Annotated in this window: 18 protein-coding genes; 10 read left to right on the top strand and 8 right to left on the bottom strand. The window is 65.5% G+C overall.

What is annotated here, in order from left to right; genetic code table 11:
• The first annotated feature begins 135 nt into the window (after positions 1 to 135).
• Entirely contained in the window at positions 136 to 1,641 is a 1,506-nt protein-coding gene (locus LPH33_RS22655; RefSeq protein ID WP_006551048.1) for a 4-hydroxyphenylacetate 3-hydroxylase family protein, read from the top strand.
• A gap of 28 nt (positions 1,642 to 1,669) precedes the next feature.
• Complete coding sequence (gene nphA, locus LPH33_RS22650; protein WP_229566185.1) at positions 1,670 to 2,197, top strand: NADH-dependent flavin reductase; 528 nt, start codon at positions 1,670 to 1,672, stop codon at positions 2,195 to 2,197.
• 67 nt (positions 2,198 to 2,264) lie between these two features.
• Here nphA and LPH33_RS22645 read toward each other — a convergent pair whose 3' ends face one another.
• The 5 genes from LPH33_RS22645 to LPH33_RS22625 form a co-directional block, all read right to left on the bottom strand.
• A complete protein-coding gene (locus tag LPH33_RS22645; RefSeq protein WP_229566183.1) occupies positions 2,265 to 2,690 on the bottom strand; it encodes a tautomerase family protein in 426 nt (141 codons plus the stop codon).
• Positions 2,691 to 2,715: 25 nt separating this feature from the next.
• Complete coding sequence (locus tag LPH33_RS22640) at positions 2,716 to 3,468, bottom strand: SDR family NAD(P)-dependent oxidoreductase (RefSeq protein WP_024102192.1); 753 nt, start codon at positions 3,466 to 3,468, stop codon at positions 2,716 to 2,718.
• A gap of 87 nt (positions 3,469 to 3,555) precedes the next feature.
• Positions 3,556 to 5,034, bottom strand: coding sequence for an aldehyde dehydrogenase (locus tag LPH33_RS22635; RefSeq protein WP_064257722.1), 1,479 nt, complete (start codon positions 5,032 to 5,034; stop codon positions 3,556 to 3,558).
• Between the two features lie 14 nt (positions 5,035 to 5,048).
• Positions 5,049 to 6,104 carry a 4-hydroxy-2-oxovalerate aldolase gene (gene dmpG, locus LPH33_RS22630; RefSeq protein WP_071936088.1) on the bottom strand — a complete coding sequence of 352 codons (1,056 nt, stop codon included), beginning with the start codon at positions 6,102 to 6,104 and terminating at the stop codon, positions 5,049 to 5,051.
• Positions 6,101 to 6,979: an acetaldehyde dehydrogenase (acetylating) gene (locus tag LPH33_RS22625; RefSeq protein WP_071936089.1), complete on the bottom strand. Its 879-nt coding sequence runs from the start codon at positions 6,977 to 6,979 to the stop codon at positions 6,101 to 6,103. Before LPH33_RS22625 ends, dmpG begins: the two co-directional genes overlap by 4 nt.
• 222 nt (positions 6,980 to 7,201) lie before the next feature.
• On the opposite strand from LPH33_RS22625, the gene LPH33_RS22620 reads away from it, so the two are divergent.
• Positions 7,202 to 8,296: a VOC family protein gene (locus LPH33_RS22620; protein WP_060650080.1), complete on the top strand. Its 1,095-nt coding sequence runs from the start codon at positions 7,202 to 7,204 to the stop codon at positions 8,294 to 8,296.
• A 399-nt stretch (positions 8,297 to 8,695) separates the two neighbouring features.
• Entirely contained in the window at positions 8,696 to 8,878 is a 183-nt protein-coding gene (locus LPH33_RS22615; protein ID WP_138844707.1) for a hypothetical protein, read from the top strand.
• Between the two features lie 603 nt (positions 8,879 to 9,481).
• Here the strand turns inward: LPH33_RS22615 and LPH33_RS22610 are convergent.
• Together LPH33_RS22610 and LPH33_RS22605 are read right to left on the bottom strand one after the other, a co-directional pair.
• Positions 9,482 to 10,522, bottom strand: a complete 1,041-nt coding sequence (locus LPH33_RS22610; RefSeq protein ID WP_019290748.1) for an NADH:ubiquinone reductase (Na(+)-transporting) subunit F — start codon at positions 10,520 to 10,522, stop codon at positions 9,482 to 9,484.
• A 97-nt stretch (positions 10,523 to 10,619) separates the two neighbouring features.
• Positions 10,620 to 11,834, bottom strand: a complete 1,215-nt coding sequence (locus LPH33_RS22605) for a cytochrome P450 (RefSeq protein WP_229568470.1) — start codon at positions 11,832 to 11,834, stop codon at positions 10,620 to 10,622.
• 1,341 nt (positions 11,835 to 13,175) lie between these two features.
• Here LPH33_RS22605 and LPH33_RS22600 point away from each other — a divergent pair.
• Positions 13,176 to 14,147 carry an LLM class F420-dependent oxidoreductase gene (locus tag LPH33_RS22600; protein WP_019290753.1) on the top strand — a complete coding sequence of 324 codons (972 nt, stop codon included), beginning with the start codon at positions 13,176 to 13,178 and terminating at the stop codon, positions 14,145 to 14,147.
• 88 nt (positions 14,148 to 14,235) lie between these two features.
• Positions 14,236 to 15,213, top strand: coding sequence for an alpha/beta fold hydrolase (locus LPH33_RS22595; RefSeq protein ID WP_229566181.1), 978 nt, complete (start codon positions 14,236 to 14,238; stop codon positions 15,211 to 15,213).
• Here the strand turns inward: LPH33_RS22595 and LPH33_RS22590 are convergent.
• Complete coding sequence (locus tag LPH33_RS22590; protein ID WP_229566179.1) at positions 15,183 to 16,358, bottom strand: MFS transporter; 1,176 nt, start codon at positions 16,356 to 16,358, stop codon at positions 15,183 to 15,185. The genes LPH33_RS22595 and LPH33_RS22590 overlap by 31 nt on opposite strands.
• Positions 16,359 to 16,499: 141 nt before the next feature.
• Here LPH33_RS22590 and LPH33_RS22585 point away from each other — a divergent pair, with 141 nt between their 5' ends.
• From LPH33_RS22585 to LPH33_RS22570, 4 genes are all read left to right on the top strand, one after another.
• Entirely contained in the window at positions 16,500 to 17,897 is a 1,398-nt protein-coding gene (locus LPH33_RS22585) for an amidase (protein ID WP_229566177.1), read from the top strand.
• A gap of 21 nt (positions 17,898 to 17,918) precedes the next feature.
• Complete coding sequence (locus tag LPH33_RS22580) at positions 17,919 to 19,022, top strand: XdhC family protein (protein ID WP_229566176.1); 1,104 nt, start codon at positions 17,919 to 17,921, stop codon at positions 19,020 to 19,022.
• Positions 19,023 to 19,076: 54 nt separating this feature from the next.
• Positions 19,077 to 20,780: a helix-turn-helix domain-containing protein gene (locus LPH33_RS22575; protein WP_229566174.1), complete on the top strand. Its 1,704-nt coding sequence runs from the start codon at positions 19,077 to 19,079 to the stop codon at positions 20,778 to 20,780.
• Positions 20,781 to 20,957: 177 nt separating this feature from the next.
• Positions 20,958 to 22,406 (top strand): uracil-xanthine permease family protein, encoded by a 1,449-nt coding sequence (locus LPH33_RS22570; protein WP_229566172.1) that lies wholly within the window; start codon positions 20,958 to 20,960, stop codon positions 22,404 to 22,406.
• Positions 22,407 to 22,454 lie beyond the last annotated feature (48 nt).

Below are 22,454 nucleotides of genomic sequence, written 5' to 3'. Positions count from 1 at the left end.
ATTGCCTCGGAGCGGCGCCTGGATTCGCATCGGCCGAGAACACCGTCTCGGTCTGAGCTCGACAACAGGAGTGAGCACGTGACGACGCCAACTATTCTCGAGACCTCCACCGGAACCCCCAACGATGTCCGGCCGATGACCGGCGCGGAGTACATCGAGTCCTTGAAGGATGGACGCGAAGTGTATTTCCGCGGAGAACGTGTCCCGGATGTCACGACTCATCCGGCTTTCCGGAATTCGGTTCGCTCGATCGCTCGGATGTACGACGCGCTTCATACCCCCGAAGCCCAGGGGGTGCTGGCGGTGCCGACCGATACGGGTAACGGTGGATTCACGCACCCGTTCTTCAAGACCGCCCACAGTTCCGACGATCTTCTTCTGTCCCGCGACGCGATCGTCGCGTGGCAACGTGAGGTGTACGGGTGGATGGGCCGGTCGCCCGACTACAAGGCCTCTTTCCTCGGGACCCTCGGTGCCAACGCGGACTTCTACGGTGAGTACAGGCAGAACGCACTCGACTGGTACAAGAAGGCGCAGGAGCGGGTGCTCTATCTCAATCACGCGATCGTCAATCCGCCCATCGACCGTGATAAGCCTGCCGACGAGACCGCGGACATCTGCGTACATGTGGTGGAGGAAACCGACGCCGGCGTGATCGTTTCCGGCGCCAAAGTGGTGGCGACCGGGTCTGCGATCACCAATGCCAATTTCATCGCCCATTATGGACTTCCGCTGCGCAACAAGAAGTTCGGGTTGATCTTCACTGTTCCGATGGACTCGCCGGGCTTGAAGCTGTTCTGTCGGACGTCCTACGAGATGAACGCTGCAGTGATGGGCAGCCCGTTCGATAATCCCTTGTCGAGCCGCTTCGACGAGAACGACGCGATCATGGTGTTCGATCGTGTGCTGGTTCCGTGGGAGAACGTGTTTGCCTATGACGCGGACACCACGAACGGATTTGTGACGAAGTCCGGGTTCATGGCTCGGTTCATGTTCCATGGTTGTGCACGCTTGGCGGTCAAGCTCGACTTCATCGCCGGCTGTGTTCTGAAGGCGGTGGAGACGACAGGTACCAACAATTTTCGTGGTGTCCAGATGCAGATCGGCGAGATCCTCAACTGGCGCGATATGTTCTGGGGCTTGTCGGATGCGATGGCCAAGTCTCCCGATGAGTGGGTGAACGGGGCTGTGCAGCCGAACCTGAACTACGGTCTGGCCTATCGCACGTTCATGGGGGTGGGCTATCCGCGGATCAAGGAGATCATCCAGCAGACGCTCGGTAGCAGCTTGATCTACCTGAATTCGCATTCGAGCGACTGGGGTAACCCCGATATCCGGCCCTACCTCGACCAGTACGTGCGCGGGTCCAACGGCATCACCGCGATCGATCGTGTGCAGCTGCTCAAGCTGCTGTGGGATGCCGTGGGCACCGAGTTCGGAGGTCGGCACGAGCTGTACGAGCGCAACTACGGTGGCGACCACGAGGCCGTCCGCTTCCAGACATTGTTCGCCTACCAGGCCCAGGGACTGGATACCGAGCTCAAGGGCTTCGCCGAGAAGTGCATGTCCGAGTACAACGTCGACGGGTGGACACGTCCGGACTTGATCAGCAATGATGATCTGAAGATCGTGCGTGGTTGAACGGGACGCGACGATGACGAGCACGACCATGACCGACAACAGCCCGAACGGCGGGATCGAGGTCACCCCCCTACAGATGCGGAAGGCCCTCGGCCGGTTCGCCAGCGGCGTCACCATCGTCACGACCGCCGAAAGCGAGGACGACGCGTCGGTGCACGGTATGACGGCCAACGCATTCACCTCCGTTTCGCTCGACCCCCCGCTTGTTCTGATATCCATCGCGAACCGAGCCAAGACGAACGAGCGGATCAACAAGACCGGCAAGTACGGTGTTTCGATCCTGGCGACAGATCAGGAGCCGTTGTCACTGCACTTCGCAGGAGCTGCCCATCAACCCGATCTGGTGCGATTCGTCTGGCGCCGGGAGGTTCCTCTCCTCGAAGGCGCGCTGGTGCACCTGGCCTGTTCGGTGGACGCCTCGTATCCCGCCGGTGACCACATGTTGCACGTGGGCCGAGTGGAGCAACTGTGGTACGACGACGGACATCCGCTCGTCTTCTACACCGGTAGCTTCCGGTCGCTCGAGTTGCTGCGCGACGACCCGTGGGGGTTCTGAGTAAACCCCTCGGACAGGGGGTGGGATTGCCGAAGGTCGATCCCACCCCCTTGCGGTGTCGGGTAGATCAGATGGACGATCCGCTGTCCGCGCGAGCGGCGATTTCGTCGGCGCGTACCCCCGCTGCTGCGTGGCCGCCGATGAACCAGTTCGCCGGGTCCACCTCGATGATCCGACCACGGACGGCCGAACGCGGCACCCCGAGTACATCGACGATCAGGTCGGTGAACCGGGCCGCGAGCTCCTCGCGCTGTGCGCGAGGACGACCCGCCAGCACGATGGCTGTAAAATACGGTGCAGCCGTGCTGCTCTCGGAGGCAACCGCGCCGGCGACCGCGACATCATCGGTGGTGTAGCGGACGATGAAGGTCCGAACTCGCTCGAGCGTGGAGTCGAGAACCTCCGAATAGCAGTGGCTCGCCTCGACAAGCAGACGGTGCCGCTGCTCGACGGTGAACCGTCCGTCGAGCAGATGGAAATGTGCAACAGGCATGAGAGGGCCTTTCGGGAGTGGTGCTCTACTGGACGCCGTGGCGTGTGCCGGCGTCGACGTTGAGGACGCTGCCGTGCAGCACGCTCGCCTCGGGGGCGAGCAGCATCTCGAGGATCCAGCCGAGCTCGTCCAGCGTCGGTAACCGGCCGAGCGTGGTCTTGGCGCGGTAGCGCTCCCAAATGGTGTCGAGATCGCGGCCGGTCTCGGCTGCTTCGGTTTCGACGAATTTGCGGAGCCGTGGCGTGTCGACCGGGCCGGGCGCGATGGTGTGTGTGGTGATGCCCTTCGGTCCGTACAGGGCGCTGAGCTGGCGCATCAGATTGAACACTGCGGCGTTGACGGTGCCCGGCGCGGCGTCGAGCGGGCCGGGTTCGAAACCGAGCGATCCGGCGACGGCGACGAATCGCGATCCGGGGACCAGCTGGCCGCGGACTGCGTGCAGCAGCCGTACCAGCCCGCCGACCTTGATGTTCGCCCCTACAGCAAGCTCGCCGGGGCTGATGGTGTCGGCGGAACCACGTACCGGCAGACCCGCGGCGAACACGGCCATCCGGATCGGCGCGTCGACATAGGCGGAGATCGCCTCGATCGCACTGTCGTCGCTGATGTCGGCGACACAGGGGATGATCAGGCTGTTTTCGGCTGCAAGGGTTTTGAGGTCTTCGGCGTTGCGCGCGACCGCGATCACGCGTAGGCCTCGACGGACCAGGCGTCGGGTGAACTCGGTGCCCATCGCACCGGTGGCGCCGACGACGACACACAACTTTGGGCAGGTCACGGGTGATTACTCCTCGGGGAGAAGCGGGGACGGCCGGTGCAGCACCTACTGCACCGGCCGCCCACGTGGATGAGTCGAAGGACCGGATCAGCCGCGCAGCCGAAGGGTCACGGCGCGCGGTTCGGTGAAGAAGTCGCGGGAGTACTGACCGCCTTCACGTCCCAGGCCGCTGGCGCCTTCGCCTCCGAAGGGGAGACGCAGGTCGCGTTCGAAGAAGCAGTTGATCCATACGGTGCCGGCCTTCCAGCGCGCGGCCATCCGGTGGGCGCGGTCGAGGTTCTGGGTGAACAGCATCCCGGCCAGGCCATAGCGTGAGTCGTTGGCGATGCGCAGTGCCTCGTCTTCTGTGTCGAAACCCAGGACGGTTTCGACGGGCCCGAAGATCTCCTCTTGCGCGGTCCGGGAGTCATTGGTCAGCCCAGTGATGACGGTGGGGGGATAGTAGAAGCCCTTGGCGTGGGCGTCGCCGGTCAGACGGGCGCCGCCGGTGACGACTTTCCCGCCTTCCTGCTGCGCGAGTTCGACATAGCCGTGGACTTTGTCGAGATGGCGTTGTTCGATGAGCGGGCCGATGAAGTTCGACGGATCCTTCGGATCGCCGACGCTGAGCTTGTTCGCCTCATCGACGAACCGCTCGAGGAACTCGTCCATGATGCTGTTCTGCACGAGCAGTCGGGATCCGGCCAGGCACACCTGTCCGTTGCCGCCGAAGATCGCACGGATCGACATCGGTACGGCCACGTCGAGGTCGGCGTCGGCGAAGATGATGTTTGCGGACTTTCCGCCCATCTCGGCGGAGACCGGCGTGTGGTTGGGTGCTGCTGCCTGAAGGATCTTGACTCCTGTGGCACTCGACCCGGTGAAGGTGATCCGGTCGACTCGCGGATCGGAGGTCAGCGGGCCGGCGACGGCTTCGCCACCGAAACCGTGTACTACGTTGAGTACTCCGTCGGGCAGTCCGGCTTCGAGTGCGAGTTCGGCGAAGCGGTGTGCAGTCAGTGGGGTTTGGGGTGCCGGTTTGAGGATTGCGGTGTTACCGAACGCCAGGGCGGGCGCGATCTTCCAGGTGGCCAGCATCAGGGGTGCGTTCCAGGGGCTGATCGCCGAGACCACGCCGGCAGGCGGGTAGAGCACGTAGGACAGCAGATCCCCGTCGGGGTAGGCCTCGTTGGCGGCCATCGACGCGTAGTCGGCGAAGAACCGCAGGTTGTGCGCCACGCGCGGGATTTCGGCGTGCAGGGACTGGTTGATGCCCTTACCGCCGTCGCGGGTTTCGAGCTGGGCGAGTTCTTCGCGGTGCTCGTCGACCTTGTCGGCGACCGCGTGCAGAATCTTTGCGCGTTCCTTCGGCGACATCTGTGGCCAGGGCCCGCTGTCGAAGGCGTGGCGGGCGGCGGTGATCGCAGCTTGTCCGTCTTCGGCGGTGCCCTTGGGTACGACACCGAGTAGCGACCCGTCGTGCGGATCGATCGATTCGAAAGTTGCTCCGTCCGATGCGTGCTTCCATTCGCCGCCGATGAGATGACGGACCTGTGTGATCGACGGCGCGTTGTGGGTGTGGGTCATGACAGTCTCCTGTGTCAGACTCCGGCGCGGGCCGGGAGTTCGTAGGTGCGGCCGGCGAGCTCGGAAGCGACGTCGATGATCATGTCCTCCTGGCCGCCGATGACACCGCGTCGGCCGAGTTCGATCAGGATGTCGCGGGTGGAGACACCGAATTTCTTCGCGGCACGCTTGGTGGGATGGAAGAACGTCGAGTAGACACCGGCGTAGCCGAGGATCAGTGCGGTCTCGTCGACGATCTGGGGTTCTTTCATCAGCGGCGCGACGACGTGCTCGGCGGTGTCGATGAGTGTGAACAGGTCGACGCCGGTGTCCCAGCCGGCTCGTTCGAACGCGGCGGCCAATACCTCGGTCTGGGCGTTGCCGGCGCTGGCGCCGAGCCCGCGCAGAGATCCGTCGATGAATGTCGCCCCGTTCTCCGCGGCGGCCAAAGCGTTGGCGATACCGACCCCGAGGTTGTTGTGGGCGTGGAAGCCGATGTCGGCGGAGATCGCCTGCCGCAGCGCGGCGACGCGCTCGCCGGCGTGCTGCGGCACCATGGCGCCGGCAGAGTCGACGACGTAGACGACGTCGGCGCCGTAGGAATCGAGCTTGGCGGCTTGCTCGGCGAGCGGCTCGGGGTCGAGTTTGTGGCTCATCATCAGGAACGTCATGACGTTGAGGCCTTGTTCTTTCGCCCATTCGATGGGTTGCTGGCCGCAGTCGGCTTCGGTGCAGTGCACCGCTACCCGGACGGTTTTGATGCCCGCGTCGATCGCTCTTTGCAGTTCGGCGAGGGTAGCGATGCCCGGCACGTAGAGCGCGGCGATGTCGGCGTTGTCGACGGCGTCGACCGCGGCGCGCACGTACTCGGGGTCGGTGGCGGCGGCGAAGCCGTACTGGATGGACGAGGCGCCGAGGCCGATGCCGTGGGCGACCTCGATGGTCGGGATGCCGGCCTGATCGAGTCCGCGGGCGATATCGGCGACGTTCTGCGTGGTGAACTGATGCGAGACCGACGACATGCCGTCGCGCAGTGTGGTGTCGACGAGGGTGACCTTGCGGGGTGTATCGGTGGTGGCGGTGGTGGTCACTGGATTGCTTCCTTGACGAGGGTGCGCTGGGCCATGACGTCGGCGACCTGCACGGCGGCGGCGGTGATGATGTCGAGATTTCCGGCGTAGGTGGGCAAGAAGTCGCCGGCGCCGACGACCTCGAGCATGACGGTGACCTGGTCGCCGTCGACGTCGACCAGGCGCAGGGTGTAGCCGGGGACGTACTGCTGGACCTTGGCGACCATGTCGATCACTGCGCGCTCGATCGCGGCCGGGTCGGGGTTGCGGACTTTGGCGTAGACCGTGTCGCGCATGTTCATCGGTGGTTCGGCTGGGTTGATCACCGAGATGGCCTTGGCGTGATCGGCTCCGGCGACCTGGGCAAGTGCCTTGCCGGTTTTCTCGCTGAATTCGCTGAGGTTCTGCCGGGTGCCGGGTCCGGCGCTGTGCGAGGCGATGGCAGCGACGATCTCGCCGTAGGACGCGTCGGCGACCTCGTTGATGGCATACAGGATCGGGATGGTGGCCTGGCCGGCGCAACTGACCATGTTCACGTTCGGCGCGTCCAGGTGCGTGCTGAGGTTCACGGCCGGCACCACGTACGGGCCCACTGAGGCAGGTGTCAGATCGATCGCGCGGATGCCGGCTTCGGCGTAGCGCGGGGCAGCGGCGGCGTGGACTTTCGCTGATGTCGCTTCGAAGACCACGTCGGGAAGGTCGGGCCGGTTGAGTAGCCAGTCGATTCCCTTTGCGGAGGCCTCGAGGCCTTCCTGTCGGGCTCGTTCGAGCCCCTCGCTGGTCGGATCGATACCGATCATGTACATGGGATCGACGTGCTCGGATCGCAGCAACTTGTACATCAGGTCTGTTCCGATGTTGCCGGATCCGACGATCGCAGCTTTCAATCGACTCATCTGTGCGGCCTTCCCTGAACTCTCGGGTGATGGGCTCGACGCTAGGAAGGGGTTGCTGGTCGGAAGGCGGAAATCCCGTGGTCCTGAACATGTGCGCGGTCGGGAACGTCCCTGTTCGGTTATCCCGGATGTCGGCGACTGCCTGGTTTACATCGCCGCAAGCTCGTGGTCACCACCACAGCCCGGTGCAGCTCGCCCGGACAGCTCAGATCAGGAGTAGCCATGACCGAACTCACTGCTCGATTCGATATCGCGCATCTCGCCCGCGCCGAACTGTTCACTCCCAAGCCGCAGGAGACGCTCGACTTCTTCACCAAGTTCCTCGGCATGTATGTCACTCATCGGGAGGGTCAGTCCGTATACCTTCGAGGCTACGAGGATCCGTACCAGTGGAGCTTGAAGGTCACCGAGGCACCCGAGGCAGGAATGGGTCACGCCGCGCTGCGCGCGAGCTCTCCGGAAGCACTCGAACGTCGGGTGGCATCGCTCGAGCAGGGCAACGTCGACGGTAAGTGGAGCGAGGACCAGTTCGGTTACGGCAAGACCTTCGAGTTCCAGTCCCCGGATGGACACAACCTGCAGTTGTTGTGGGAGGTCGAGAAGTACGTCGCCCCGACGGCGCTGCAGAGCAAGATCCTTTCGCGTCCTTCCAAGAAGCCGCTGTCGGGTATTCCGGTCAAGCGCATCGATCACCTCAACCTGATGGCGTCGAATGTCACCGCGCTCAAGGAATCGTTCGAGCAGCACCTCGGGTTCCGGACCACTGAACGTGTCGTCGACGGCAACGTCGAAATCGGGGCGTGGATGAGCTCGAACCTGCTCGGTCACGAAGTTGCCTGTATGCGCGACATGACCGGTGGGAACGGCAAGCTTCATCACGTGGCGTTCTACTACGGCACCGGACAGCACCTGGCCGACGCGGTCGAGATGTTCCGTGACTATGACATCCGGATCGAGGCTGGTCCGGATAAGCACGGCATCACCCAGGGGCAGTTCCTGTACGTGTTCGAGCCCGGTGGAAACCGTATCGAGCTGTTCGGTGAAGCCGGCTATCTGCATCTCGATCCTGACGCTGAGACCAAGACCTGGCAGATGTCCGACATCGATACCGGTCTCGCTGTTGGCGGTGCGCAGCTGCCGTGGGAAACGTACTTTACGTATGGCACTCCCAATCCGCTCGCGCTGGATCAGCACATCGAGAAGTTCGCTCACTTCGGTCCCGGCGCGCCGATCGAGGATCCGGATGTGGCTGCTGCCGAGCAGGCCATCCCGGACGACATCGACCACTCGCGGGCGGTTTCCGGTTCGCCCGCCTGATCGGGATCGTGCACCCGCTCAACCGCAATCGTGTGATTGTTGTTGAGAGCCTGAGGTCTCCGATGTGGACAGCGAGTTGAACAACTCTCCACATCGGAGACCTTTGTGTGTACAGGAGCGCTTCCCATACAGAATTGCCGTTGGTGTAGTCGAATCGACGGACTGAGGGGCGATGCCCATCGGCGGGTGGTCTCGAATGAGGTCCGTGGCGGTCGAGTTCTTCCTCTGCTGTGAAGGAAATCGGTGTCGGTTCGGGATGACGGCATTGAGCGTCAACTCCACCCTGGGAAGGGCTGCTGGCGCTGATGGCGAAGTTCGCAGGGATACCGTCGCAGCCCAGCTGGGTCCGTTGAGCAGTGCTACCAGATGTCTTGTCTCCCTATCCTGTCAGGAGATGTCATGGAGTATCCCATTCGTTATCGAGTATCAGATTCGACGACCGAATCGGTGACCGCACGCGATCTCGAGGTAGTGCTGCAAGCGCTGACCGGTCGCCCTATGGAGGCCGTTGATATCGAGGCTGTCGAGTCTGCTCTCGACCTCGAGAGGATGTCTCGTGTGGATATCCCGCATCAGTTGTGAAGACATACTGTCGAATTCGATGGTGCATTGCTCTGGTGCACAGTAGAACTGGCCTGTACGAGATGCTTGTGCTCGCCTAGAGCTGTGGCGGGCAGGGGTAGGAATGCGAAAAAGGCCGGCAGTCGCGATACCAAGGATTGTGACGAAGGCCGAGGTGATGGCCGCCCCTGGTTCGGAGGGGCGATTGCCTGTGAACACGGTGGTCAAGACTGATGGACCGATGCCGTTGGTGAACTGCAGCAGAGCGCAGAGCGAGCTGCCGGGCGAGCCAGCCTCCTCGGATTACTCGGGCTGAAGGCAATATTTCCCGCCACTTGCCATGCTCGATAAATCGGGACTCGGAACATCCGAGGACGCGAGCTGGATACGGTGACGCCTAACCGCGCAGGACCGTGCATCCGCCGACGTCACTGAAGTCGCGCAATTGGGGTTCTTGCATGCTCGGCGGTTCACGGGGGCGGGGTTACAGAACGGCCTTCGGGTCCAGCTTTGCGGAAGATCTGCGGGTTACGTCCCCGGGCGAATGAACTGGCAACGAACAAAGTCTGGGGCAGCGAGTACATACGCGCTGCCCCAGACTCTTGTCGTGGTGGATCCTGAAGGTCAGAGCACTGCCGGCGCTGTGCTGGTTGCGGGCGTGATGGCGAACTCCTCGCGGAAGATCAATCGAGGAGCCATACGCCTGCGCTTGAGTGCCTTGACCGCCGCATCGACCATCGCGGGTGGGCCGCACAGGAATGCACTCATCCCCTTGCACGAGGGAAAGTCGCTGACCACGACATCGGTGACCAGCCCGGTTGCCCCTTCCCACTGCTCCTCGCTGAGAACGGGTCGGTAGTGGAAATGCGGGTGCCGGTGTTCGAGATCGCGGAAGAATTCGACATCGTAGAGGTCTTCCCGCCGGCGGCCGCCGTGGTAGAGGAACAGTTCTGGGACAAGGTCCTCGACGAGGGCGTGTTGGACGATCGATTTCAGTGGAGCCAACCCCGTCCCACCGCCGATCAAGATCGCCGGTTCATCCTGTTTCGCGACGAGATTGAACTGCCCGAGGGGGCCGCGCAGCGAGACTCGTTCCCCGAGCGTCATCGAGCGGAAGATCCACCCATCGGTCGACAACCCGCCCGCGGTGAGCTTGATGTGAAATTCCAGCCGCCGAGTCTCGGTCGGAGGATTAGCCATCGAGTACTGCCGCGCCCCTGCGTGCTCAGGAACGATGAGTTCGGCGTACTGACCGGCATTGAACTGCATCGGAGTGTCCAACTCGATCACCAGTCTGCGCGTGTTGGCAGCGATGTCGTCCAACACGACGACGGTGCCTTCATAGTCGCGTAGAGGATGACGAGGCACGCCGTCATCGCTGACGTTGCCGAGCGGCTCGACGGTCAAGTCCGAGCGGGGAGTGGCCATACACCCCAGAGCCAGTCCTTCGGCCCTTTCCTCGACGGTCAGGGTGTACTCCGGAGTCTGACGGTGGTCGACCTCACCGCGCAGCACCTTGAGTTTGCATGTCCCGCAGGTTCCCTGAGTGCACGAGTGGGGCAGCCACTCGTTGGCCCGCAGGGCAGCATCGAGAATGGATTGGGTTTCTTCAACGGCAATGTCCGTGTTCTTTCCCTCTATACGGACCAAATATTGATCAGACATTTCCGGTAGCGCTCCAATTCAATATCGATAACCTCGGGTGTTCCCGATGCTCGCCGTATCTGTGCAGATGATTCAGGAGGGGTGAGGTCGAGGTCGCCTACACTTCCCATTCGACAAACAGCTGCTTGGGGCCGCGGAAACCCCATCCCCAAAAGTCCACCTCGTGGGTTTCGTCTCGTTCGATGTTCGGAATTGCCTCGAGCAATTCTTCGAGTCCGATTCGGACGACTGCATTGGCGAAATAGGTTCCGGCGCATGCGTGTTTTCCGCCGCCGAAGGTCATGTTCGGCACCAGGGCACGATCGAGGTCGTATTCGGTGGGGGCGTTGTACGCGTTTTCGTCCTGATTGGCCGAACCGTACGACAGCATCACGATCGAACCCTCAGGAAGCGTGACCCCGCCCACGGTAACTTCTCTCGCGGCGCGCTTGACCGCGGCGGACCAGATCGGGGCAACCCAGCGCATGCCCTCGGATGCGGCGCGGGGGATCAGAGTCGGATCGTCGATGACACGTTCGAGCTGGTCCGGTCGGCTGAACAGTCCGGCCAAGGTCGTGGCCATGGCATGACCGGGCTCCTGCATTGCTCCGAGCAGGAAGACATACAGGTTGGGGTAGATGACGTCGCGACTGCGGGTCTGGCCCTCCGGCATCCCGTCGTGCAGCCAGTGCGAGATGGCTGAATGGTCCGGTTCGACGATCCATTTGTCGATCTTCGGGTCGACATGCGCGATGATTTCCGCTTTGGCGCGGTCGCCGGGGGCGAACCCTTCGGGGTTGGCGAACTCACCGTTTTCGTCGACTGCCGCATTGGTGAACGACACGCTCAGATTGTGGAACCACTCGCGCAGTTTTTCGGTGCTGACATCCCCGAGACCGAGCAGGTCGCCCAGTGCGCGGACACTCACCGGCTCGCAGTAGGCGGCGACGATATCCGCGTGCCCGTCGTTCTCGAACTCGGCAATGCGCTGTCGCGCAAACGGTCGGACGAGATCGTCGATGTACTTGTCGACGGCTGAGGGCTGCAGGTGTGGTTCGACCATGTCCCTCAGGTTGCGGTGCTCGTCTCCGTTGGTATTCAGCAATGCCTGAGGGCCGAAGGTGCGGCCGCCGGCAGCGGAGATCACCGCAGGCCAGGTTGTGTCGTCTTTGGAGATCTCAGCACACAGTTCTTTCGTCGAGACGATGTGCATGCCGAGGGCGGGAACGTAGGCAATGGGTGCCTCTTTGCGGAGGCGCTCGTAGAACGGGTATGGATCGGCCTCGAGCTCCTCGATGGTGATTTCGTCGATGAAGCTGTGGGTGGAAGTCATCATGCTCCTTCTGATTTCGGGTGCTTTTAGCCGGGAGGCGGGCTGAGGCGGCTGTGAGCTGCTTCGGTTGACCAGGCGGAGGTGATCGTCGGGTCAGCGAAGCGCTGGTAAATGTCTGTGTGAGCTGGCCGCGACAAACGTCAGTTGGGTGTGCCGATTATCGGGATGTCTGATGGGGCCTGATCGCTAGCGTGTGCTGCGCTCGAGAGCGTCGAGAGAGCTGGTACGAAGTGCTGCACGGTCGAGTCGTATGTCAGGGGCCTCGTTCATCCTCGGACGTCACTGGCGCGGATCTTCGTAGCAGCGCAGACAAGCTGCTCGGACCTCACTATGGGTCCCCGTCCACGCCTAGAAACCGCGTAAAGACGATCTCAGTTCCCCGGGGTTGGAGGCTCAGTGGTTTCGCGTGCGCCAGAGATTGGATATCGAACCGGTCGCGGCGGTCACTCATGCGTCGTTCTCCTTCGTCACCTGCGGCGGAGTGAGAGGTGGTGTGGCGGCCGGCGGGTGGCGGCGCGCACACGAATAGCGTCGGGCATGAGCCCGCAGGATCCGGCTTCCCAACTTCACCGAACCGCGTCGGTTTGTGTCTGATGTCACGAGGATGGTCGGAATCGTCGGCTGTGCGTCGCACTGTTCGGGATAGCCGAACGGAAAGGGTGAATCGTCGGGACATTTTCGGCTGCACCGGAAATGAGACGTGTCAGGGATGATTCGGGGAGCATCCCTGAGCTTCGTTGTTGGGTCCGGTCGAAAAGTGAGCAGCTGGCCCCGAGGTGGTCGCACTCCATCGTGTGCGACACGCACCTGCACATCTGGAGGCTGTGCCGTCGACTCGATATGTCAATAGGGCGCGGGGCGGCGCCCACTGTCTGCCAAACCCCGACGATTCCTCGAGCTGTGTGCCCGCCGATAGGGCGTGCGCACCGTCGCTCGACAGGTTGGAGCCCGACCTGCCGCCGGGGAGTTGGGCCGACGGCTGAATCCTCGAGTGGGACGGCAGATCGATCACGACCGTCGCCCCACTCGACCGCCTCGTCGTCCGCGAGATCAGTTCCCTCTGTCTGCCCGAAGACTAGCGGATCCAGATCGCGGACCTCCGTCGGGACGGCATCAGCGTGGTCGGAACTGTCCGACTTCCGAGCGCCGTCAACAGGATTTAGCCTCAATGCACCGATCGGCTGATGCGGTCGTCGTGACTTCCTTTGCGCACCTTCGGACAGAGTCTGGACACAGCTGACCGGACACCGAGGACCGGAGTGGGCGCGGGGCGGGCTCGATCGCCCGGGGCGGGACACGCCCGGATATGACCTGAACCACAGTGTGGCTAGGGTGACGGTCATGACGGAGAACACGACACGACGATGGGGCCTGACCGTCCCGCTCGACGGCATCCCCCTGCCCGACCAGCGACGCATCATCGAAGAGCTCCCCGATCTCGGGTACACGGACGTGTGGTCGTCCGAGGCCGGCGCTGCCGATGCGTTCACCCCGCTGACCCTCGCGAGCGTGTGGGCTCCCGGCCTGCGCCTGGGTACCGCGATCGTCCCCGTCTACACTCGCGGCCCCGCGACGCTGGCCATGTCGGCCGCGAGCCTCGCCGCCGCCGCACCCGGCCGCTTCGTGCTCGGGGTGGGCACCTCCTCCGACGTCATCGTGGAGAAGTGGAACGGCATCCCCTTCGAGGAACCGTTCAAGCGTGCCCGTGACACCCTGCGGTTCCTGCGTGCGGCGCTGGCGGGGGAGAAGGTCTCCGAGAAGTACGACACCTTCGCCGTCGACGGCTTCCGGGCCGGCGTCGTACCCGACCCGGCGCCGCCGGTGCTGCTGGCGGCACTGCGCCCGGGCATGCTGCGTCTGGCCGGACGTGAGGCCGACGGCGCCATCATCAACTGGCTGTCCGCCGACGACGTCCGCACCGTGGCGCCCTACGTCCACGAGGGCGGCGAGAACAAGGAGATCGTCGCGCGGATCTTCGTGCTCCCCGGCTTCGACACCGAGACCGCCCGCGCCATCGGCCGCCGCATGATCGCCGCCTACATGAACGTCCCCGTCTATCGGGCCTTCCACGAATTCCTCGGCCGTTCGGACGATTTCGCCGGCATGTGGAAGGCGTGGGCGGAAGGCGACCGCAAGGCCGCCCTCGAAGCGATCCCGGACCACGTCGTGGACGCCCTCGTGATCCACGGCGAACCCGAGGCCTGCCGCGAGCATGTGGAGCGCTACGTCGAGGCAGGTGTGACCACACCGGCCATCGCCCTGGTGCCCTCGGGCGATCCCGCACCGATGATCCGGGCGCTCGCCCCGCGCTGACGACCGGACGTCACGATTCGATGTCGGTGGTTAACGGCACCCGAGGGCGACGCGACAACTCCTGCAGATGCGCTGTGCAGGAGGCGAGATGGCCGAGCCGACGTCGAGTACGGACCCGAACACGATCGCTCGTGTGACCGTGGTTGCCGACGACGGAGTGCCGTTGGCCACCACGGTGACCGGATCGCGGGATGCGGGTCTGACCCTCGTGTGCCTGCACGGCCACTGCCAGGACGCCGCGAGCTGGGATGCCGTCTGCGAATCGGTGGACCTGCAGGGTCTGCGCATCGTCCGCTACGACCAGCGAGGACACGGTCGTTCCGGGACCGGCGACGTCACGGCGTGCACGGTCTCCGGGATGGCCGACGACCTCGACGCGGTGCTCCGGACCCTCGCGCCGGACGGACCGGTGGTGCTGGCGGGATATTCGATGGGCGGCATGGTCGCACTGTCCTACGTCCGTCGTCACCCTGACGCCGTCGGCGACCGCATCGTGGGTGTCGGCCTGTTCGCCACCGCAGCATCGGGACTCGCGGACGGCGGTATCGGACGCTATCTGCGGCATCCGGCCGCCTTCATCGTGCACCGGGCGGTGTCGCGTGCACCGCGCGTCATGGAGTTGTCGAAACGCGCCGGGGGCCGGGTGTGCACGGTTGCCGCACGCAGGCGCACGGAGGAATCGTGGCTGCGGGTGGTCGGATCGGCGCTGTCGAACGAGACCTCCGTCGTCACCTGGTCGCGACTGCTGGCCGACTTCGCGGTGCTCGACGAGTCCGCCGCCCTCGATGTGCTCGCCAGAGTGCCGGTGGTCGTCGCGGCGGGCACGGAGGACGTCTTCGTGCCCTTGTCGTTGTCGGAGATGATGACGGCGCGGCTGCCGCACGCGAACCTCGTGCGGTTCGTCGGTGCCGGTCACCGCGTGCTCGCCGACCGTCCCCAGGAGGTCGCCGGTGCGCTGTCGGATCTGCTCGGGCACGTGCGCGCCCTGGACCCCGTCGGCCTGGACCCTGTCGGCCTGGACCCCGTCGGCCTCGCTCAGCGCGAGCCGACGAGGGTCGCTTCCTGATCGGCGAGCAACTTCCGAGGGACGAGCGCGAGCACGAGCAGCGCCACGGCGACCGCGAAGCATGCGACGAACCCGACGTGCGGCGCGGCGAGCGAGATGACGAACGGCACCGCGAAACCCAGATAGATCAGGCAGTAGAAGACGGCGACGGTCTGCGCGAGCTCCTCGGGGGGAGCGATGTGCTCGACGGTGACGAGACCGGAGACGAGCAGCATGCCGTACCCCCCGCCGAGGAAGACGGCGGTGACGAGGACGGCAAGCACCGATACCGGGCCGTCGACGAGCACCGCGACGCCGGCGGTCACGAAGCCCAGCACACCGAGGCCCACCCCGGTCCACACGCCGCGATCCTCACCGTGCCGGGTGATGCGCCGGGCCACGGGCTGGATCAACGCACCGGTGAGCAGGGTCAGGGCGGCGACCACACCGGTGAACGCGACGGCCACGCTGTCCACGCGATCCGACACGATGGGCGGCATCGTCGCGAACGAGACGGTTGCGCATCCGAAGACCCACGGAGCCCACGGCACGACACCCCACCGGAAGCGCGGGGACGACAGGGTGGACAGACGCCACGAGCCCTGCACGGTGCGGGGCCGGTGCGCGTCGGGGACGGCCCACACCAGCACCATCGCGACCACCATCAGAGCGATGTGCACGAGATAGGGCAGGCGGTCGGGGGCGGGCAGCCACTGCGCGATGAGACCGGCGAACAGGGCGCCACTGCCGAATCCCGCCGACAGTGAGACGGCGGCCCGGCGTGCTCCCACCCCCGGCCCCTCACTCAGTTCCTTCATCCAGGCGGTGCCGGCTCCGAACGCCATCCCGGACGCCAATCCGGCGAGGACCCGACCGAGATACAGCAGCGCGGGGATGTCGGCACCCAGCAGCAGAACGATCGACGACACGATGCTCACCGGGATCATCGCCCGGATCACCGGGCGACGCCCGATCCGGTCGGCCACGCGCCCGAAGTAGAGCAGGGCGGGGATCAACCCGACGATGTAGGAGCCGAGCATGGCGGTGAACGAGTCGCTGCCGAGTCCCAGGTGGTCGCGGTAGACGAGCTGCATCGGGGCGAACTGATTGGCGCCCCAGCTCACCGCGAACACGGCGAACGCGAGACGAGCCCAGGACGGAATCATTCCCCGATCCTCTCAGGCCCGTTCCGGCGGGAAAGTATCAACTCTTCACACCGCGGCGACCGGCTTCCTGTGGAGTGTGGACGTAGGAGGGGCCCGGAGTCGGCCATAGCGTTCTCGTCGAACGCAGACCAAGGAGGGCCAGTGGCGGTAGACGGTCGATCCCCGACGCTCGACACCGAGCGCACCGGCACGTGGACCGGCGCCGACGCGCGGTCGATCGCCGCCATGGTTCGCGGCCGCGAGGTCACCGCCCGTCGGGTCGTCGAGGACCACCTCGCCCTGATCGCCGAGCAGAACCCGCGCCTCAACGCGATCGTCACCGTCGCGGCGGACCATGCGCTCGCCGAGGCCGACGCTCTCGACCGACGCCTCGACCGTGGTGAGACGGCCGGTCCGCTCGCCGGGGTGCCGTTCACAGTCAAGGACCTCATCGCCACCGCCGGTGTGCGCACGACGGCCGCCTCGAGGGCGCTGGCCGACAACGTTCCCGTCGTCGACGCACCGGCCGTCGCCGCGATGAAGGCGTCCGGCGCGATCCTCGTCGGCAAGACCAACACGCCCGAATTCGGAACCTCCGGGCTCACCGACAACGAGATGTTCGGACCGGCCGTGAACCCGCTCGGCAGCCTCGAGTCGCCGCGCTCACCCGGCGGATCCAGCGGGGGCGAAGCCGCGTCGATCGCGTCGGGCATGAGCGTCCTCGGACTGGGCACCGACTTCGGCGGGTCCGTGCGCTGGCCCGCGCACTGCACCGGCCTGTGCTCGATCCGCCCCACCGTCGGCCGGGTGTCCGCGGACGGCCAGTACCCGGGGGTGCTCGTCGGCGACCACGTGCGGGCCAATCTCACGACGGTGCACGGCGCGCTGCAGACCGTCGGACCCATGGCGCGGAACCTCGACGACCTCGTCCTCGCCCTGCGCGTGATCTCCGAACCGCACGTCGCGTGGACCGATCCGGCGACCGTCGACGTCGACGCGCTGACGATCACCTGGGCACCCGGAGACGGCACCGTCCCCGTCGTCGACGAGATCGTGGACGTCGTCCGGGAGAGCGCGCGGCGACTCGGTGCGCATCCGTACCGCGGGTCGGCGCTGGTCGAGGGGAACGAGCTGTTCGGGCGATTGCGGGCCACCCAGACCCACGCCGATATCGACGCGCTGGCGAGCCCCGACCGGTTCGGTGCCGTCATCCGCGACTTGCTGTCCACGGCCGGTCGCGCCGAGCATCGGGAGGTGGAGGGCCTCTGGGCGTGGCGCACCGCGCTGGTCCATCGGTTGCTCGACGAGATGGGCGACGTGCTGGTGCTGCCGGTCGCGTCCATCGGGGCGCCTCCGCTCGGCGACGATCGTTTCGCTGTCGACGACCGGCTGCTCACCTGGCAAGAGGCGCTGGCGAGCTGCCGCACGATCAGTGTCACCGGTTTCCCGTCCGTCGTCGTCCCCGTCGGGCGGACGAGCGACGGCATGCCCATCGGCGTGCAGATCGTCGCGCGCCCCTTCCACGACCACGTCGCGCTGGCCGTCGCCGCGCGTCTGTGACACACCGGTAAGGAGGCCGCTGTGCGGGACATTCTCGACGAGCTGTCGCGATGGTTCGACGAAGGTGAGACGTTCGCGCTCGCGACCGTCGTGCGCACCTGGAAGTCGTCGCCGCGCGAACCCGGCGCCGCGATGGCCGTCTCGCAGTCGGGCGAAGTGGTGGGCAGTGTCTCGGGAGGGTGCATCGAAGGCGCCCTGTACGACATCGCGGGTGACGTGCTCGCCGACGGGCGCGCACGGACCGAGGTCTTCCGCGTCACGGACGACGATGCCTTCGGAGTGGGCCTGACCTGCGGCGGCACCATCGAGGTGTTCGTGCAGCGGGTCGATGCCGCCATTTATCCAGAGTTCACCGAGGTGGCACGGCGGATCGGGGCGGGAGAGCCGGTCGCCGTCGTCACCGACCGGGAGTCCGCCGGCCATCGTGTGGTCACCCTCGGCGGGGACGACGGCACCGATCCCGAAGCCGAGGTGCGCCTGCGCCTGTCCTACGGCGATTCGGAGGTCTACGTCGACGAGGTGCGCGGGCAGATCGTGGAGATCTTCGCGCCGCGACCGCGGATGTACGTCTTCGGTGCCATCGACTTCGCGTCCGCCCTGTGCACGCTGGGGAAGTTCGCCGGTTACCGCGTGACGGTGATCGACGCCCGGCCCGTCTTCGCGACGCCCGCCCGGTTCCCCGACGCCGACGAGGTCGTGGTGGCGTGGCCGCACGTCTTCCTCGAGTCGGCGCCGATCGACCCCACCACGGTCGTCGCGGTGCTCACCCACGACGAGAAGTTCGACATCCCGCTGCTCGAACGCGCCCTCCGCTGCGAGGCCGGATACATCGGGGCGATGGGCAGCCGCTCCACGCACGAGCGCCGCGTCGCCCTGTTGCGCGAGGCCGGTCTGTCCGCCGACGAACTGGGACGACTGCACTCGCCGATCGGACTCGACCTCGGGGCACGCACCCCGGAGGAGACGGCCGTGTCGATCCTCGCCGAGATCCTCGTGAGCACGCGCGGCGCCACCGGCCGCAGCCTCGCGACACTGCGCGGACCCATCCACCGGGTCCCGGCGGGACGCGCTGCCCGACCTGCGGATTGTCCGCCTGCGATTGACGGTGTTGCGGCAGCCCTCTAATGTCACGTGTCTCCCATGCGGGGGTGAACGACTGGCAGGTGGACGGGTATTGCTGTGACGGTGCGCAAGGCTGAGAAACCGGGGCCCAGCGCATCCGAACCGGGACGCAGCGCAGCCGATCCGGAGGACAGCGCAGCGGTCGTATTCGAACCCTGCCCGCTCGCAGACGTCGTCTCCTCGGGTCTCCTCGTCGCACCGATGGTGCTCGCCGGTGACGTCTCCACGGCGCGACCCGTCACCGGGATCGCGGTGATGATGCTCCCCGAGATCGGTCCCTGGTTGCGTCCGGGGCTGCTGCTCGTCACCTCCACCACCGTGCTCGCGCGACTCGCCGTGCCGGTCGCCGACTTCCTGGCGCGGCTGGACCGGAGCGAGGTCTCGGCTCTGGTGGTCCGACTCGACACCGGACACCCGCTGCCGCAGGGTCTCACGGACGACGTTCCCCTCCCTGTGCTGACGACGCCGGAGGAGGTCGTCGCGGATCACCGTCTCGCGCGGGATCTCCGCGACATGGCCGTCGCTCAGGTGGAAGCGGTCTTCGAGGCGGATCACCTCCGTCGCGGGCTGCTCGAGATCGTCATGGCGGGTGGTGGGCACAGGGCGCTCGCCGAAGGCATCTCGCGCCGGCTCGGCGGGGCGGTTCTGATCACCACGCCCGACGGACGCCAGACCTACAGGGCCGGAAAAGAGTCCGATTTCGCCTGGCTGTCCTCGACGGCGGCTGTCGACGCGACTGGCCGGGTGCGGACCGATTCGATCGAGGGCGGGCTCGGTCTGCACCGATTCGGCAACGAGTACGTGGCGATCGCCGCGATCTCCGCCAATGGCATAGACCACGGCCGGCTCGTGTTCTTCTGTCCCGCACGCGATCTCTCCGCGCCGGATCTGTATCTCGTGGAGCAGGCGGCGACGGTGTGTGCGCTCGTCGTCAGTCGTGAACTCGCAGTGTCGGCGGTCGAGGAGAAGCACCGGGCCAACTTCGTCCGGGACCTGTTGCGCGGCCGCGCCGGTGAACCCGAACAGGTGATCGTGCACGCCCAGATGTTCGGCTGGAATCTCGACCGCCCGGTGGTGGTGGTCGCCGTCGAACCCGATCGCGTGGACGACGATTCCTCGGCGGCACCGGCGCGACTGCCCGTCGTGGAACGGCAGGCCCGCGCGTTCGCGGGTGCGCTCGCCGGCCGCGATTCCGGAGCGTCCGTCACGGCCCTGGCGACCGAGACCGTCGTGCTCATGGGTGAGGGCAGCGACACGATGACCCTCGTGCACGAACTCGTCGCCCAGGTGCGCGGAGCCGGTGGGGGAGGACGTCGCCCGTTCGGTGTGGGGGTCTCGCGTGCGTCGTCGTCCACCGACGACCTGCCGGTGCTCTACGCCCAGGCGCGCACGGCACTCGAAGTGGGGCGCAAGATCTCCGGGCCGTGGGCGGTGACCCATTTCGACGATCTGGGTGTGTACCGGTTGCTGAGCCTCGTCGAGGACACCGAGGAACTCGAGTCGTTCGCGCGCGAGACGCTCAAGGAACTGACCGACGGCACGGCCGAGGCGCAGGACATGTGCCGTACCCTCGAGGTGCTCCTCGCCACCAACATCAACATCGCAGAAGCCGCGCGCCAGTTACATTTTCATTACAACACTCTGCGCTATCGTGTGGCGAAACTCGAAAAGATCCTCGGTCCCTTCACCGAGCAGCCCGAACTGCGGCTGGACCTTTCGCTCGCCCTCAAGATCATCGCGATGCGCGGGATCGATTCCTGACGATCAACCACCGATCTTGCCAATTTCGGAAGGTCGCTCCTGGCAGATTCCTCCCACGCCGGGCCGGAGCTGCTCCGTTAGCGTTTGCGGCTACCGAAGTACACGTGTGATCGGTAACACAGGCGTAACGATCCACGTGAACGCTATCGGCACCCACACTCTGCTGAAAGGTCCGATATGCCCATCTGGACAGTGCACGGAGACGGCAAGAACATAGAACCGGGACAGGTCGTGGCGCCGACGGAGCGCCTGAGTTGGGGTCGCACCATCGGCCTGGGCGGCCAGCACGTGGTGTCGATGTTTGGCGCCACCTTCGTCTTCCCCATCATCATGGGACTCAACCCGCAACTCGCAGTCATGCTTTCGGGCTTCTGCACCCTGTTCTTCCTCGCTGTCGTCAAGGGCCGGATCCCCAGCTATCTCGGTACCTCCGCGGCCTTCGTCGGCGGCATCGCCGCGATCTACGCCCAGGGCGGCTCGCCGTCGGAGGTCACCGGTGCGATCATGGTCTCCGGGCTCGTGCTCGCCGCGATCGGTGTGGTGATCCACTTCCTCGGCGGCTCGCTGGTCTTCAAGATCCTGCCGCCGGTCGTCACCGGCGCGGTGGTCATGCTCATCGGCTTCAACCTGGCGCCGGTGGTGGCCGGTACCTACTGGCCGCAGGATCAGTGGGTCGCGCTGACGGTGATGATCGCGCTGATCGTGGGCAGTGTCGTGCTGCGCGGCTTCCTCGGCCGCGTCGCCATCTTCCTGGCATTGCTGTTCGGCTACGCACTGTCGTGGATCCTCGACCGGATCAGCGGACCGATCACCTCCTACGACGCCGGTGCCGACGCCGTCACCGAACACTTCCGCGTGAACTGGGACGGCGTCGCGTCCGCGCCGTGGTTCGGTCTGCCGCCGTTCACGGACGAAGCCGCCGGTGTCGTCGGCATCCATGCCCCGTCGTTCAGCCTCACCTTCATCGTGCTCGTGCTGCCCGGCGTCATCGCCCTGATCGCGGAGAACGCCGGACACGTCAAAGCGGTCGCCGAGATCACCAAGACCGATCTCGACCCCATGATGGGACGCGCGCTGGCCGGTGACGGTCTCGCCACGGCCCTCGCCACCGGTGTCGGCGGTTCCCCGACGACGACCTACGCGGAGAACATCGGCGTCATGGCCGCGACCCGCGTGTACTCGACGGCCGCCTACGCCGCGGCCGGTGTCATCGCGATGCTCCTCGGCTTCTCCCCGAAGTTCGGCGCGGTCATCTCCGCGACCCCCGGCGGCGTGCTCGGCGGCATCACCGTGGTCCTCTACGGCATCATCGGCCTGCTCGGCGCCAAGATCTGGAAGGAGAACGGCGTCGACTTCGGCGACCCGCGCAACCTCATGCCCGTCGCGGCCGGCCTGATCATCGCGATCGGCGATACCAGCCTCCAGTTCACCGATACGTTCTCGCTGAGCGGCATCGCGCTGGGCACCATCGTCGTGATCGGTCTCTATCACCTCTGCCGGGTCATCGCCCCCAAGGACATCGCACCCGAGGATCCCGATACCCCCTCCGATCAGGGAGAACCTGTCCGGACGGAGCCCGATCCCGACGGCGAGAGCGGCGCGGGGAGGGTGAAGGAGTTCGCGTGACCTCTATTACATCTGACATTGTCGACCGGTGAGCTTTGTCACTTCTCC

The sequence above is a fragment of the Rhodococcus sp. RDE2 genome, from assembly GCF_020885655.1.
In the GTDB taxonomy this organism is placed as follows: Bacteria; Actinomycetota; Actinomycetes; order Mycobacteriales; family Mycobacteriaceae; genus Rhodococcus; species Rhodococcus pyridinivorans.
Note: the sequence above shows the minus strand (reverse complement) of the source record. Positions and strands in the feature narration are given on the sequence as shown.